The organism is Arthrobacter sp. TJ-170, assembly GCF_058269305.1.
The window spans coordinates 218763-231991 of sequence record NZ_JBZCNL010000005.1; the positions used below are offsets into that span (position 1 = coordinate 218763).

16 protein-coding genes are annotated in these 13229 nt (G+C 65.4%); 8 read left to right on the plus strand and 8 right to left on the minus strand.

Features of this window, described 5'->3' with window-relative positions; all coding sequences use genetic code 11:
* Nucleotides 1-17: 17 nt before the first annotated feature.
* Both AC4D1W_RS11360 and AC4D1W_RS11365 read right to left on the minus strand, forming a co-directional pair.
* Nucleotides 18-794 carry a sulfite exporter TauE/SafE family protein gene (locus AC4D1W_RS11360; protein WP_490891521.1) on the minus strand — a complete coding sequence of 259 codons (777 nt, stop codon included), beginning with the start codon at nt 792-794 and terminating at the stop codon, nt 18-20.
* 17 nt (nt 795-811) lie between these two features.
* Entirely contained in the window at nt 812-1597 is a 786-nt protein-coding gene (locus AC4D1W_RS11365) for an ABC transporter ATP-binding protein (protein WP_490898793.1), read from the minus strand.
* A gap of 156 nt (nt 1598-1753) precedes the next feature.
* Here AC4D1W_RS11365 and serB point away from each other — a divergent pair, with 156 nt between their 5' ends.
* Nucleotides 1754-2635 (plus strand): phosphoserine phosphatase SerB, encoded by an 882-nt coding sequence (serB, locus tag AC4D1W_RS11370; RefSeq protein WP_490898794.1) that lies wholly within the window; start codon nt 1754-1756, stop codon nt 2633-2635.
* 29 nt (nt 2636-2664) lie between these two features.
* Here the strand turns inward: serB and AC4D1W_RS11375 are convergent, their stop codons facing one another.
* Both AC4D1W_RS11375 and AC4D1W_RS11380 read right to left on the minus strand, forming a co-directional pair.
* Nucleotides 2665-3408, minus strand: coding sequence for an SDR family oxidoreductase (locus AC4D1W_RS11375; RefSeq protein WP_490898795.1), 744 nt, complete (start codon nt 3406-3408; stop codon nt 2665-2667).
* 74 nt (nt 3409-3482) lie between these two features.
* Nucleotides 3483-4226 carry a beta-ketoacyl-ACP reductase gene (locus AC4D1W_RS11380; protein WP_490898796.1) on the minus strand — a complete coding sequence of 248 codons (744 nt, stop codon included), beginning with the start codon at nt 4224-4226 and terminating at the stop codon, nt 3483-3485.
* 114 nt (nt 4227-4340) lie between these two features.
* Here AC4D1W_RS11380 and AC4D1W_RS11385 point away from each other — a divergent pair, with 114 nt between their 5' ends.
* The 3 genes from AC4D1W_RS11385 to AC4D1W_RS11395 are packed head-to-tail and all read left to right on the plus strand — an operon-like array spanning nt 4341 to nt 5832.
* Complete coding sequence (locus AC4D1W_RS11385) at nt 4341-4751, plus strand: DUF3099 domain-containing protein (protein WP_490891516.1); 411 nt, start codon at nt 4341-4343, stop codon at nt 4749-4751.
* Entirely contained in the window at nt 4748-5014 is a 267-nt protein-coding gene (locus AC4D1W_RS11390; RefSeq protein WP_490898797.1) for a hypothetical protein, read from the plus strand. Before AC4D1W_RS11385 ends, AC4D1W_RS11390 begins: the two co-directional genes overlap by 4 nt.
* 2 nt (nt 5015-5016) lie before the next feature.
* Nucleotides 5017-5832, plus strand: coding sequence for an SURF1 family cytochrome oxidase biogenesis protein (locus tag AC4D1W_RS11395; protein ID WP_490898861.1), 816 nt, complete (start codon nt 5017-5019; stop codon nt 5830-5832).
* On the opposite strand, the gene AC4D1W_RS11400 is transcribed toward AC4D1W_RS11395, so the two are convergent.
* The gene (locus tag AC4D1W_RS11400) at nt 5829-7427 is read right to left on the minus strand and encodes an ABC-F family ATP-binding cassette domain-containing protein (protein WP_490898798.1); all 1599 of its coding nucleotides are present in this window, start codon (nt 7425-7427) and stop codon (nt 5829-5831) included. The genes AC4D1W_RS11395 and AC4D1W_RS11400 overlap by 4 nt on opposite strands.
* Before the next feature lie 141 nt (nt 7428-7568).
* On the opposite strand from AC4D1W_RS11400, the gene AC4D1W_RS11405 reads away from it, so the two are divergent.
* From AC4D1W_RS11405 to AC4D1W_RS11415, 3 genes are read left to right on the plus strand one after another with little or no spacing between them, the layout of a single operon-like run.
* Nucleotides 7569-8204: a biotin transporter BioY gene (locus tag AC4D1W_RS11405; RefSeq protein ID WP_490898799.1), complete on the plus strand. Its 636-nt coding sequence runs from the start codon at nt 7569-7571 to the stop codon at nt 8202-8204.
* 5 nt (nt 8205-8209) lie between these two features.
* Nucleotides 8210-8920 (plus strand): energy-coupling factor ABC transporter ATP-binding protein, encoded by a 711-nt coding sequence (locus tag AC4D1W_RS11410; protein WP_490898800.1) that lies wholly within the window; start codon nt 8210-8212, stop codon nt 8918-8920.
* Nucleotides 8917-9570, plus strand: coding sequence for an energy-coupling factor transporter transmembrane component T family protein (locus tag AC4D1W_RS11415; RefSeq protein ID WP_490898801.1), 654 nt, complete (start codon nt 8917-8919; stop codon nt 9568-9570). The genes AC4D1W_RS11410 and AC4D1W_RS11415 overlap by 4 nt, the downstream gene beginning before the upstream one ends.
* A 14-nt stretch (nt 9571-9584) precedes the next feature.
* Here the strand turns inward: AC4D1W_RS11415 and AC4D1W_RS11420 are convergent, their stop codons facing one another.
* Together AC4D1W_RS11420 and AC4D1W_RS11425 are read right to left on the minus strand one after the other, a co-directional pair.
* A complete protein-coding gene (locus AC4D1W_RS11420; RefSeq protein WP_490898802.1) occupies nt 9585-10769 on the minus strand; it encodes a thiolase family protein in 1185 nt (394 codons plus the stop codon).
* Nucleotides 10753-12159: a class I adenylate-forming enzyme family protein gene (locus tag AC4D1W_RS11425; RefSeq protein ID WP_490898803.1), complete on the minus strand. Its 1407-nt coding sequence runs from the start codon at nt 12157-12159 to the stop codon at nt 10753-10755. The genes AC4D1W_RS11420 and AC4D1W_RS11425 overlap by 17 nt, the downstream gene beginning before the upstream one ends.
* 105 nt (nt 12160-12264) lie before the next feature.
* Here AC4D1W_RS11425 and AC4D1W_RS11430 point away from each other — a divergent pair, with 105 nt between their 5' ends.
* The gene (locus AC4D1W_RS11430; RefSeq protein ID WP_490898804.1) at nt 12265-12798 is read left to right on the plus strand and encodes an O-acetyl-ADP-ribose deacetylase; all 534 of its coding nucleotides are present in this window, start codon (nt 12265-12267) and stop codon (nt 12796-12798) included.
* Nucleotides 12799-12881: 83 nt separating this feature from the next.
* Here the strand turns inward: AC4D1W_RS11430 and AC4D1W_RS11435 are convergent, their stop codons facing one another.
* Entirely contained in the window at nt 12882-13211 is a 330-nt protein-coding gene (locus tag AC4D1W_RS11435) for a metal-sulfur cluster assembly factor (RefSeq protein WP_490891507.1), read from the minus strand.
* Nucleotides 13212-13229 lie beyond the last annotated feature (18 nt).

The window sequence follows — 13229 nt, forward strand, 5'->3', positions numbered from 1 at the left end:
GACGCTCCAGCGGCACGCTAGCTCACCAGCCGCGCGATCATCGTGTAAAGAGCCACCAGCCCGAGCACCACGATGACGCTCCTCAGCACGACCGGAGAAAGCCGCCTTCCGACTTTCGAACCGATGATCCCGCCGATGAGCGATCCGACAGCGATGAGCAGGACCACCCACCACACGATCCGGTCGAAGGCGAAAATCATGTAGGAGATTGCGGCGATCAGGTTTACGCCCAGCACGAGGACGTTCTTCATCGCGTTGGCTGCCTGCATGGTGCCGTGCAGGAAGACACCCAGGATGCCCACCAGAAGGATGCCCTGCGCCGCCACGAAGTACCCGCCGTAGACTCCGGCCAGGAATACGAGCACGGTCAGGGCCAGTGGATGGGAGCGGGTGGGCGGCTTCACTTCAGCGCGGCGCCGCACCCAGCGCTGGAGTTTGGGCTGGAAAATCACGAAGCCGAGAGCCACCACGATCAGGAACGGCGCGACAATCTCGAAGACAGTGTCCGGAAGATTGAGGAGCAGCGCTGCACCGGTGATGCCGCCGATCAGCGAGGCGGGCAGCAGTGCCGCGAGTGTGCGTCCGTTGCCTTTCAGCTCCTCGCGGTACCCCCATGCACCGGAAACGTTTCCGGCCACGAGTCCCATGGCGTTGCTGATGGTGGCGGTCACCGGTGCGTAGCCGAGGGCAACCAGGATTGGGAAGGTCACGAGCGTTCCCGAACCCACGATGGTATTGATGGTTCCGGCCCACAGGCCTCCAAGCAGGATCAGCCCATCGTGCAGTAGGTCCACGAAGGTGTTACCCCGCGCTAGGGCCGCGCGACGGCGCTGTATCGGCCGTCCCGCTGGGTGACCTCAAGGGGCATGTCGAACGCATGACTCAAGTGTTCCGCCACCAGTACCTCGCTGATGGGCCCGGCTGCCACTACCGCACCTTCGCGCATCAGCATGGCGTGCGTGAAACCGGGCGGCACTTCCTCGAGATGATGGGTCACCAGGACGATCGCCGGCGACTCCTCATCCGCGGCCAGTTCACTGAGCCGGGCGACCAGGTCTTCGCGCCCGGCGAGATCCAGACCGGCTGCAGGTTCATCGAGGAGCAGGAGCTCCGGGTCCACCATCAGCGCCCGTGCAATCTGGACGCGCTTGCGTTCGCCCTCGCTCAGGGATGCGAAAGGCCTGTTCATGAACGTGGATACACCCCAGGCATCAAGCAGCCGGAAGGCGCGGCGCTCGTCCACCCTCTCGTACTGTTCACGCCAGCGGCCGGTTACACCATAGGAGGCCGTCACCACGACATTGAGAACCGTTTCGTGTTCCGGAATCTGCGAGGCCAGCGCTGCGGAGGCCAGACCGATGCGCGGCCGCAACTCGAACACGTCGACGGCGCCGAGCACCTCATCGAGAATCCCCGCCACGCCGCGGGTGGGGTGGATCCGCGCGCCGGCGACCTGCAGCAGGGTAGTCTTCCCCGCACCGTTGGGGCCCATGACCACCCAGCGCTCGCCTTCCCGGACCTGCCAGTCAACGTCATCCAGGAGCGCTTTCCCGCCGCGGACAAGGCTCACCCCGGAGAGTTCCAGAACATCACTCATGACAGTAGACACTAGGCCAAGAGGTGCCCTGAACGTTAAATGGACCGCGAACAGACGCCGGCTCCCCGGGGCCGGTGAGTCGCCGGTTTCACGGCCGCCGAGCCGGGCACCATAATGACAGGTGAAAGTCAGCTCTACGAAAGGCCGTTGGCGCACGTGACCGAGATGTTCAGGGTGGTCAGCTTCGGCACCCATCTGGAGGAATCCCACCGCTCGAAAATGCGCCGCGCGCTGCAGGCAACGGGCGCCGTCGTCGTCGGAGAAAACAATGACGACGCCGGCAGGTACCAGGTCGCGAGCCTCATTGTCAGTTCCGACGACGGCATCGACACGCTGCGGACTGCGGTTGCCCCGCTGGTGTCGGACGAGATCGGCATCGCCGTCGTGCCCCCGGCGCTCCTCGGCGAGGGAACCAAGCTGCTCATCATGGATGTCGACTCCACGCTCATCAAGCAGGAGGTCATTGAGCTCCTCGCAGCCCATGCCGGCCGGGAGGCGGAAGTCGCTGCGGTCACGGAGTCCGCGATGCGCGGTGAACTCGATTTTGCGCAGAGCTTGCACGCCCGGGTGGCGGTGCTTGCCGGGCTCGCGGAAAACGTCATCGACGACGTCGGGACACGGATAGAGCTGAGCGAGGGTGCGGAGCACCTCGTGGAGGCATTCCTGAGTGCGGGGCATCTCGTGGCGGTCGTTTCCGGCGGATTCAGCCAGATTCTTGAACCGCTGGCTGCGCGGCTCAAGCTGACCCATGCAAAGGCCAACGAGCTCGGTGTGGATGCCGGAACGCTGACGGGTTCGGTGATCGGCCCCGTCGTTGACCGGGCGGAGAAGGAGCGCTGCCTTCAGACCTGGGCTGAGGCGGCCGGCATACCGCTTGAGCGCACGGTCGCGGTGGGCGACGGCGCCAATGACCTCGACATGCTGGCCGCGGCGGGGCTTGGCGTTGCGTTCAACGCCAAGCCCGCTGTCCGGGCCGCTGCGGATGTTGCGGTCAACTTCCCGTACCTGGATGTGGTCCGCCACTTCGTGCGGCTGTAGACATCTCTGACCGGAAGCGGCGGGTATAGCTAGCGCGCGAAGTGCTCTGCGCCGCCCACGTACTCGGTGTGACCGGTGGGAACGTCCGCGGTGGCCATGGCGACGATTTCCGCCGCGAATTCCTCGACGGTGTACAGACGCCCGGCTTCCTGCCTGCGTGCCTCGATGGCGCCGGGAGCGGCGCGGTCGAGCAGCGTGGCGGTAACGGTGCCCTCGATCATGTCGCCGGAAACCACGACGAAACTGATGCCCCGTTCGGTCAGCGCAGGAATCATGTCCCGGAGGGCGTCCTCACCGGCCCGCTTGCTGCGTGCAACAGGTTCGTAGGCATCCATCGTGGCAACCGAGTTGATGAAGTGCGCCTGGTGGCTCGTGACGAAGACCACGCGGGAACCCGCGGGCATCACCTCAAGCGCAGCGCTGAGCATGCCTACCTGTGCGTCCCGGTTCAGCTTGAGCGCGTAGTCCTCGCCGAGGCCGGTTTCCATTCCGCCGGAAGCGTTGAGCACCAGCAGGTTGAGCCCGCCGAAATTGTGCACCGCTGCATCGACCAGAGCCTGGGCGCCGTCCGGCGCTGTGAGGTCCGCCCCGACGGCAACGGCCCGGCCGCCGGCGGTCTCAATTCCGGCTACCACCTTGTTGGCACGGGGCGCCTTCTGCCGATAATTGACGACGACGGCGGCACCCTGCTCAGCGAGCAGCTTCGCCACCTCCGCGCCGATTCCGCGGGAGGATCCCGTGACGATTGCCGTTGTACTGTCCAGTGCGCCCATGTGTGGGAGCCTCCTTGATTCGTTTCTGCCTGTAGCTTCTGAAGATCGGTGAGCGGCTTAGCCTCTCAGTGGAGTCAGTGGCCCATTCCGAGTCCACCGTCCACGGGGATGACCGCACCGGAGATATAAGCTGCTTCGTCGCTGGCAACCCATCGGACAACGTTCGCGACCTCGTCTGCTTCTGCGAAGCGGCCTGCCGGGATGGAGGAACGGTAGTTCTCCTGGGTTTCGGGCGGAAGGGCGGCCGTCATGTCCGTGTTGATGAAGCCCGGAGCAACCACGTTGCAGGTGATCCCGCGTGACCCGAGCTCGCGGGTCAGGGAGCGTGCAATTCCGATAAGACCGGCCTTGGAAGCGGAATAGTTGATCTGCCCCGGTGCTCCATAGAGCCCGGAGACGGACGAGATGAGGACGATCCGGCCGGTGCGGTGGCGGACCATCCCCCTGCAGGCCCGCTTGATCACGCGGAAGGCCCCGGTGAGGTTGGTGTCGATGACGTCCGTGAAGTCTGTCTCGCTCATGCGCAGCAGGAGGGTGTCCCGGGTGATGCCGGCGTTGGCTACGAGCACCTCAACCGTGCCGTGGGCATTCTCGACCTCGCGGAAGGCCGCGTCGATCTGCTCGGCGTCCGTGACATCGGCCTTTACCCCCAGCATGCCCTCGGGAACTTCCCCGCTGCGGTAGGTGATTGCCACACGGTCACCGTTAGCCAGAAAAGACTGGGCAATCGCCAGTCCGATGCCGCGGTTACCCCCCGTCACCAGGACGCAGCGTCCGGTCTTCTCTTCGGGCGTTCCAGCGGTGTCTTGTTCCTGCACGGAGGGTCCTTTCGGATGGGCGGTGCCTGCGTCCGTTCGATCCTAACGGCGAAGCCGGGAACTTTAACAACGGCTAACGGAGTGAGACAATGTAAGAGTCCCCTTTGGAGTGTCATGATCAAGCTGAGCCATCAGTCCAAGCGCCGCCCGGAAGTCCATAACATCAGTGATGCCCGAGAGGCGCACAGTGATGAGATGCGTCAGCGCATGATCAAGTATTCGGTCTCCATGGGGATCCGCATGATTTGCCTGATCCTCGTCTTCGTGGTGGAGGGCTGGCTGCAGTGGGTGATGATCGCGGGCGCGGTGTTCCTGCCCTATTTCGCGGTGATCATCGCGAACGGCGGAAGCGACACCAGTAATCTGGCCCACAGCGACTCATTGCTGGACCGTGCACCGGCGCCGGAACTGGAGTCACCCCAACCCGTGGCCCAGAACGAGGAGTTCGTCACGCTGGAGGGTGAGATCATCCCGGAAGAACCAGATACTGACCAGCAAGCACAGGAGAAGGAAGGGACCACGTGAGCATTTTCGACCAGTTGCCCGGCGCAGCCCCTTCAGCGGCGGCAGCTTCCAGTGCGAACAGAGACCCCATCTGCTCGCGTAAGGCGTGCGGGCAGAACGCGTCCTGGCAGCTCCTCTGGAACAACCCCCGTATTCACACGCCGGAACGCAGGAAAGTATGGCTGGCCTGCACTGAACACCGCGAGTGGCTTCAGGAATACCTCACGACCCGGGGCCTCTGGAAGCAGACGCTGCCCCTGGAAGGCAGTACGGCGCCGTCGTGAACATACTGAAATACCTGGCGGCACCCCGCTGGTTCGGCTGGTTGGCGCTCGTTCTGGTGCTCGCTGCAGCCTGCACCGCGCTGGGACTGTGGCAGCTCGACCGGCGGGACCAAGCAGCCGCCACGGTAGATACCGTGGCGGCCAACTACGACCAGGCACCGATCGCCTACTCCCCCGCGCTCTTTGCCTCGTTTGAGGAGACACGCGAATGGGCCCCCGTCACACTCGTCGGGGAATACGACCATGCCAATGAGCGCATCGTCCGCAACCGGCCGCTGAACGGACGGCCGGGGTACGAGGTCCTGGTTCCGCTCAAGCTGCAGGATGGGACCGCCGTCGTCATAAACCGCGGCTGGCTGCCCATCGGTAACAACCAGGCAGGCCGCCCCGATACGGTGCCGCAGGCACCGGTCGGCGAGGTGACCGTCGTCGCGCGTATCCGACCGGCTGAGCCGGCGCTGGACCGGTCAGCGCCGGCGGGACAACTGGCGTCTATCGACCTGGCCGGTTACCGGGAGCAGCTGGAATACCCGATTGCCACGGGAGCGTACGGACTCCTGGCGAGCGAAACGCCGGCCCCGGCCACAACGCCTGTCGCGCCCGCGAAACCGACCATTGACCTGGGCCCGCACCTTTCCTACTCCATGCAGTGGTTTGCCTTCGGCGTGCTGCTGTTCGTCGGGCTCGGCTATGCGGCGCGGCAGCAGTACCGCATCGACCACGAGGACGAAGATGCGCAGCCTGCGCCTGCACGAGCACGACGGCGGCCGTCCTCCGAGGAGGAAGAGGACGCCATCCTCGACGCGCGGGGTCTTTAGGCGAGGGTCACAAGTTCGAGGTAGTCGTCGTTCCAGAGATCCTCGACACCGTCGGGCAGCAGCACAACACGTTCCGGGTTCAGAGCGTCCACGGCACCCTCATCGTGGCTGACGAGCACGACGGCGCCGGAGTAGTTTCGCAGCGCTCCAAGGATTTCGGCGCGGCTCGCGGGGTCCAGGTTATTGGTCGGCTCATCAAGCAGCAGCACGTTCGCGGAGGACGCCACAATGGTCGCGAGGGCCAGGCGGGTTTTCTCACCACCGGAGAGGACTCCAGCCGGCTTGTCGACGTCATCGCCCGAGAAGAGGAAGGACCCGAGGATCCCGCGGACCTCCGCGTCACGCATGTCAGGGGCCGAAGAACGCATGTTCTCAAGCACGGTTCGCTCGGTGTCGAGCGTTTCGTGTTCCTGCGCGTAGTAGCCCACTTTCAGCCCGTGGCCCGGAACGATCTTTCCGGTATCCGGCTGGTCGACGCCCGCAAGCATGCGCAACAGTGTGGTCTTGCCCGCGCCGTTCAGGCCGAGGATCACAACTTTGGATCCACGGTCGATGGCCAGGTCGACGTCGGTGAAGATCTCGAGCGAGCCGTAGGACTTGCTCAGGCCTTCGGCAGTCATGGGCGTGCGGCCGCACGGCGCCGGTTCCGGGAAGCGCAACGCTGCGACCCTGTCCTGCGCGCGGACGTCGTCGAGCCCCGAGAGCATCCGCTCGGCCCGCTTCGCCATGTTCTGGGCGGCGACCGCCTTGGTGGCCTTGGCGCGCATCTTGTTGGCCTGATCGATCAACACCTGCGCCTTCTTCTCGGTGTTGGCCCGCTCCCGCTTCCGCGCCCGCTCATCGGTCTCACGCTGCTGGACGTACCGCTTCCAGCCCATGTTGTAGAGGTCGATGGTGGACCGGTTGGCGTCCAGGTGGAAGACCTTGTTGACCGTGGCCTCAAGCAGGTCGACGTCGTGGCTGATCACGATCAGCCCTCCCTGGTGGTTCTTCAGGAAGTCCCGCAGCCAGGTGATGGAATCGGCGTCGAGGTGGTTGGTCGGTTCGTCGAGGAGCATGGTTTCCGCGCCGGAGTAGAGGATGCGCGCCAGCTCGACCCGTCGGCGCTGACCGCCCGAAAGGGTCTTGAGCGGCTGGTTGAGGATTCGTTCCGGAAGCGCGAGGTTCGACGAGATGGCGGCCGCTTCAGCTTCGGCAGCGTAACCGCCGTGGGCGAGGAATTCCGCCTCGAGGCGGTCATATCGGCCCATGGCCTTGTCGCGAACCGCGGGATCTTCGCTGGCCATCTGGTCCTGCGTATCGCGGAGCTTTCCCACAACCACATCCAGGTTACGGGCAGAGAGAATTCGGTCGCGGGCCAGCTGGTCCATATTCGGAGTGCGCGGGTCCTGGGGCAGGTAGCCGATTTCCCCGGACCGGGTCACCGCCCCTGCCGCGGGCAGGCCTTCGCCCGCCAGCACCCTGGTCAGGGTGGTCTTGCCGGCGCCGTTGCGGCCGACGAGTCCAATCTTGTCCCCCCGGTCCACCCGGAAGGAGACCTGGTCCATGAGCAGCCTTGCGCCCGCGCGCAATTCAAGATTCGACACGGTAATCACGGTGGCTGGGCCTTTCCTGTTCCGGCATCGAGGGCCGGGCATTAATATTTGTAGGAATCCTACAAAAGTGTTTGCTTCTCTCCGCACTAATCTCGGTAAGTAACAGCTCACCGTTGTGTAGATCTCACAGAAAGCTTCACGATGCAACAGACGAATCCGGCCCCGCACTCCACATCCGCCGATACTTCGGGGCGGACTCGTCGTTCCTGGAATGCAACCGATCTCTCGCTGATCGCGGTCTTCGCAGCCGTTGTGGCCGCCAGTGCCATCCTACCCGCTATCCCGGTGGGTCAGGTGGGCGTGCCCATTACGCTCCAGACCCTGGCGATCATGGTGACCGGTATTGTGCTGGGCCCCTGGCGGGCTGGTGCAGCGCTCAGCCTGTATGTCGCCGTCGCGCTCGCGGGCCTGCCGATCTTCAGCCAGTTCCGCGGCGGGATCGGGGTGCTCTTCGGCCCGTCAGCCGGTTACATCATCGCCTTCCCGATCGCGGCATTCGTGGTCGGGTTCCTGGCACGGATCGTGTTCCGCCGGGTGACCCGCTACCGTTTCCTTGCTCTGTTTGCTGCGTGTACTGTCACGAGCCTCACCATCACCCACCCCTTCGGGATCGTCGGCATGATGATCAACGCGAAACTGGACCTCGCCGCCGCCATCGCCGCCGACGTCGTCTTCCTTCCGGGAGACATCCTGAAAAATCTTGCCGCAGCCGCAATCGGTCTCAGCGTCGTCAAGGCGTTTCCCCGCCTCCAGTCCCGTCCGGCAAGCCGGGTCTGATCTTCATGATCCAGTTCGACGGCGCAGCGGTACAGGCGGAGCATCCGGCAACGCGACAGATTCTGGCGCCACTGCACCTGTCGCTGGTTGAGGACCGCATCAGCATCATCGGCGCAAACGGGTCAGGCAAGTCAACCCTGCTGAAACTGATCAATTCCCTGGTTTTGCCCACGTCCGGCAGCGTTCGGGTGGATGGACAGGATACGGCGCGCAAGGGCTCGGCGGTTCGACGCAGCGTGGGGTTCATGTTCACCGACCCGTTGTCCCAGCTGGTCATGCCCACGGGACGTGAAGACGTGGAGCTGTCCCTGCGGCGCCGGTACCGTCATCGCTGGGAACGTCGCGCTGCAGCTGAGAAGGTCCTTGACCGGTTCGGCCTCCTCCATCTGGCGGATCAAAGCGTGTATGACCTGTCCGGCGGTGAGCGCCAGCTCCTTGCCCTCGCCGTGGTGCTGGCGTGCGACCCGAAGGTACTGGTTGCTGATGAACCGACCACCCTCCTTGACCTTCGCAATGAAGAGCGCGTACGTCGACTGTTCCGCGGCCTGGACCAGCAGGTCATCTTCACCACCCACTCGCTCGACTTCGCACTGGAAGCAGAGCGCACCCTGGTTGTGGACTCGGGCCGGATTGTTTTTGACGGCCCGCCTGCCGACGCCGTTGCTGCCTACCGCAACCTCAGCCTGCATGGTGCGGTCGTTGAAGGACCGCTGTGAGAGGGCACGCCAGCCTGCTGGGCGCCTATGTGGAGCGTAAGTCACTGCTGCACGCCGCTCCGCTGTGGGCGAAGTTCGTGCCGGTAGCCATCCTGTCGATGGCGGTCTTGGCCCTCAACTCCGCGTGGGCGACTATCGCCGGCCTTGCGGTGGTGGTCCTGGCCTATCTGGTCGGCGGCCGTCTTACCTTCCGGGAACTGGTGCAGCCCCTCACCCGGATGTGGCCCCTCATCCTGATCCTCGGCGCGTTCCAGTGGTTCAATGCGGGCCCCCTCACGGCGTTTCTCGTGGTGGGGAACATCGTGGTCTGCGTCCTCGCTGCCTTGCTGGTGACGCTGACGACCGAGAGCCAACGCCTCCTCGACGGTCTGGTCTCACTGGCCCGCCCGCTGCGGCCGCTGGGTGCGGACCCCGAGCGTTTCGGGCTCACCGTTGCACTGATGCTGCGCAGCATCCCCTATCTGGTAGGGGCGGCGGAAGATTCCCGTGACGCCGCCCGGGCGCGCGGACTCGAGCGCAATCCGCGCGCACTCATTCTTCCCGTCTTCATCGGCGCCGTGGCGTATGCCCAGCAGACCGGCGAGGCTCTCGCCGCGCGCGGGCTGGCAGACACAACCGGGGACGACGACGAGGCCACCGACCGCGCGTAGGCCGGCGGGAGCGTCTATTGCAGCTCTACTGCACGGAACGCGGCTGCCGTGCCGACGCCGCCGGCGGCGCTGACGGCCGCTACCGACCAGCCGCCGTCGTGCGCTCTATTCCCCGTCGCGGATACTTGCCGGAGGAGGTTCGCGACGAGCATCGCCCCGGAGGCTCCGTACGGGTGGCCGTAGGCGAGGGCACCACCATGCAGGTTGAGCTTCCCCGGCGCAACGCCGATCAGCTGAGCAGAGGCGAGCACCTGTGCAGCAAACGCCTCGTTGTACTCCCACGTGGAGACAGCGTCCGGCTTCAGATGGAGCCGGTCAAGGAGCTTTCGCACCGCATAGGCACCTGCGGTCCCAAACTGTGAAGGTGGGCCGCCGGCGGCTGCTGAGCCGTGGAATTCGAGCACCGTGCCGAAGCCAGCGGCCCGCGCGCGCTCCACACTTGTGACCACGGCGACCACCGCGCCATCCGCGTCAGCGCACGAATTGCCTGCGGTGACGCTCCCCGCCGAATTAAACGCGGGCGGGAAGCGGGACAGGAGCCTCGCTGACATCCCGCGGCGCGGTGTCTCGTCCGTGGCACACCCTGCTACCGGAACGATTTCCGCTGCCATACCCGCAAGCGCAACCTCCGTGCGGTTGTAGCTGAGCAAGGCGTACTCGTCCTGCTGCCGGCGGTCGATGCCGAAATGAGAGGCGACATTCTCGGCCGCCTGGCCGGCGTCGGGATCCCCGTGGGCGTCCGGCGCAAACCGGGCGCGGGCGTAAAAGTCCGGCGCCCCGGGCAGCGACGTCAACCGGTGGGCACGCAGGGGTGCGGTGCTGCAGCTCTCCACTCCCCCGGCGATGAACCAGGAGCCGGCTCCCGATTCAGCCAACCGGCAGGCAATCACAATGGCATCGAGTCCCGACGCACACTGCCGGTCGATGGTGAGACCCGGCACCTCGGCAGGAAGGCCCGCCGTGAGCGCGGCGAGTCTCGCGACGTTACCCCCACCGCCGGTGGCGTTGCCGATGATGACGTCGTCGATGTCGCCCGCCGCCAATCCGGCGTCCCGCTGCACGGCAGGCAGGACGGCGGCGAGCAGGTCGTGGGCCTCCGTGGTCGAGAACACGCCACGAAGGCGTCCGAACGGCGTGCGGCGGCACAGGACGACTGCTGCCCGGCTCCCGGGCGGCCGGTCATCAGAATATCGGCTCAAGGACACCATCCCCTGCGAGCACCGCGGCTTCCAGCTCCGCCCGGTCCGGTTTGCCCGCTGCCGTCAACGGCAGGCGCCCAATGCGGAAGATCGAGCCCGGCACCTGGGCCGCAGGCAGCAGCTCCTTCAAACGGGAACGAAGCCGATGCGCATCGATTGTGTCATCCGGCTGGGCCTCGATGACAGCGGCAAGCGAAGAGCCCCGCCGCGCGTCCGGAACCCCCAGCACGACGGCGGTCGGAAAGCCCTCCTGCGCCAGCGCTGCCTCGACCTCGGCGGGATACACGTTGGTTCCTGCAACCACCACCATGTCGCCGTGCCGGCCGGTCAGGTGGAGTGCGCCGTCGTCGTCAATCCAGCCCCTGTCCTGAACGGTGAACCAGTCGCCGTGCCGCTGGAAAGCGCGTCCGTCGTCACCGAAGAGGTAGCCCTCGATGGCAGTGTCGGTCCGCACCAGGACGGTCCCCGCCTTGCCGTGCCGATCCGCGTCCCGATCCCTGTCGATCCGGAGCTGCACCCCCGGAAACGGGTGTCCGACGTCGTCGCCGGAACCACCGTCAACCCCCCGCACGGTGACGAGGCTCAGCTCCGATGCGCCGTAATACTCGAAGATGCGAGCAGCGGGCGCCGCGCGCAGGATGATCCTGGTCTCCGCAGCGGAGAGCTTGGAGCCACCCGAGACCACCGTGTGCAGGTGCGGCAGTCCATCCTCCACACGCTCCAGGGCGAGCCGTACGGCGGAGGGAACTCCGACGAGGTGTTCGATGTTCCCGGACCGTAGAATTTCCGCCATGCGGGGTCCCTTAGCCGCTGCGTTTCCCGGTGCCAAAGTGTGAAAGGTCGCACCCGCGTAGAGGCACTCGGCGAGGGCGTAAAGGCTCAGGCTTGCCGCCAGGGGACCCGGCGCAAGGACGCGAAGGCCGGGCGTGATGCCGAACCAGTCGACGCTGCGCTGCAGTGACCGCGACCAGGAACCGGAGGTGCGCACAAACCCCTTCGGCACACCCGACGTGCCCGAAGTGAAACCGCAGTAGAAGCGTGCATCGGCAGGCGGGTCGGCCATTGGCAGGGAACCTGACGCATCCATCGAAGGTATTGAGGTGAGTACTGCATCAGGACGGAGTGCTTCCAAAACGCGGGAGCGCAGGCTCTCGGGCCAGGCGGGATCGAGGATAGCGGCGCATCCGCCCCGTCCGACGACGGCGGTGAACGTGACGGCGAAGTCGACAGGATCCTGGAGTTGAATGGCGGTCATGCCGCCTGCGGAGACCTGCAGGGCGGCCGCGCGGCCGGCCAGCTCGCCGTAAGTCAGCCGCCGGTCGCCGACGACGACGGCGGCACGTTCAGGCTCAGTACGGGCCCAGTGCAGCAAGCGGTTGATGAAGGGCATGAGTAGGGAGGCTCCCTCTTCTGGCGGTACGGCAAACGTTAGTACATTGGTGCACATGTTCAGGACTTTGAAATCGCTTCATTGCGGCTCTCTGCGGAACGGTGCGTGGCCGCGGTGCCAGTAAACGTGCAGATTGTCGAGGGCGACATCACCACCCAGGAGGTGGACGCCGTCGTCAATGCCGCCAATTCCTCGCTGCTCGGCGGCGGCGGAGTCGACGGTGCCATCCACGCCGCGGCGGGGCCGGAACTCCTCGAGGCATGCCGCACCGTTCGGCGTGACTATCTGCCGGACGGTCTGCCGGTGGGGCAGGCGGTTGGTACTCCCGGATTCCGGCTGCCGGCCCGCTGGGTCATTCACACCGTCGGTCCAAACCGACATGCGGGCCAGACGGACCCGGCGCTGCTCGAGTCGTGTTTCCGGCGAAGTCTTGAAGTTGCGGACGAGCTGGGAGCGCAAAGCGTTGCTTTTCCTGCGATCAGCGCCGGCATCTATGGCTGGGACCCGGAAGCAGTGGCCAGGATCGCGTTCAAGGCCATGGCGAATTACGACGGCGACGTCGTGGAGGTCAGATTCGTCCTGTTCTCGGACAGGGTCGCTGACGTCTTCCGTCAGATACACCTTGAAGTCGGTGCCTGATTCTTACCTATCCTCGACAGACCGGAGGGACGGCGGCGCGGTGCGCTGCCGTCCCTCCGGTAAGGAACCGCTATGAGAATCGGTTAGATGTTGAAGCCGAGGGCCCTCATCTGATCGCGACCGTCCTCGGTGATGCGCTCCGGTCCCCACGGCGGCATCCACACCCAGTTCAGCCTCCAGTCGTCGACTGTTCCGTCAAGCGCCTCACCGACCTGCTCCTCGATTACGTCGGTGAGGGGGCAGGCTGCCGTGGTGAGGGTCATGTCGATCAGCAGCGCGCCGTCCTCGGCGTACTTCAGGCCGTACAGGAGACCCAGGTCGACGATATTCACGCCGAGCTCAGGGTCGATGACGTCCTTCAGCGCCTCTTCGACGTCCTCAAGGGATGTCTGTGCTGCGTTCACATCGCTCATGCGGAGGAGCCTTTCTTT

Excerpts from the sequence above, each read along its gene's own strand:
- AC4D1W_RS11435 (WP_490891507.1), bottom strand. The coding sequence starts at position 13,211 with ATGAGCGATGTGAACGCAGCACAGACATCCCTTGAGGACGTCGAAGAG.
- AC4D1W_RS11365 (WP_490898793.1), bottom strand. The coding sequence starts at position 1,597 with ATGAGTGATGTTCTGGAACTCTCCGGGGTGAGCCTTGTCCGCGGCGGG.
- AC4D1W_RS11375 (WP_490898795.1), bottom strand. The coding sequence starts at position 3,408 with ATGGGCGCACTGGACAGTACAACGGCAATCGTCACGGGATCCTCCCGC.
- AC4D1W_RS11410 (WP_490898800.1), top strand. The coding sequence starts at position 8,210 with ATGATCCAGTTCGACGGCGCAGCGGTACAGGCGGAGCATCCGGCAACG.
- AC4D1W_RS11425 (WP_490898803.1), bottom strand. The coding sequence starts at position 12,159 with ATGCCCTTCATCAACCGCTTGCTGCACTGGGCCCGTACTGAGCCTGAA.
- AC4D1W_RS11405 (WP_490898799.1), top strand. The coding sequence starts at position 7,569 with ATGCAACAGACGAATCCGGCCCCGCACTCCACATCCGCCGATACTTCG.
- AC4D1W_RS11385 (WP_490891516.1), top strand. The coding sequence starts at position 4,341 with ATGATCAAGCTGAGCCATCAGTCCAAGCGCCGCCCGGAAGTCCATAAC.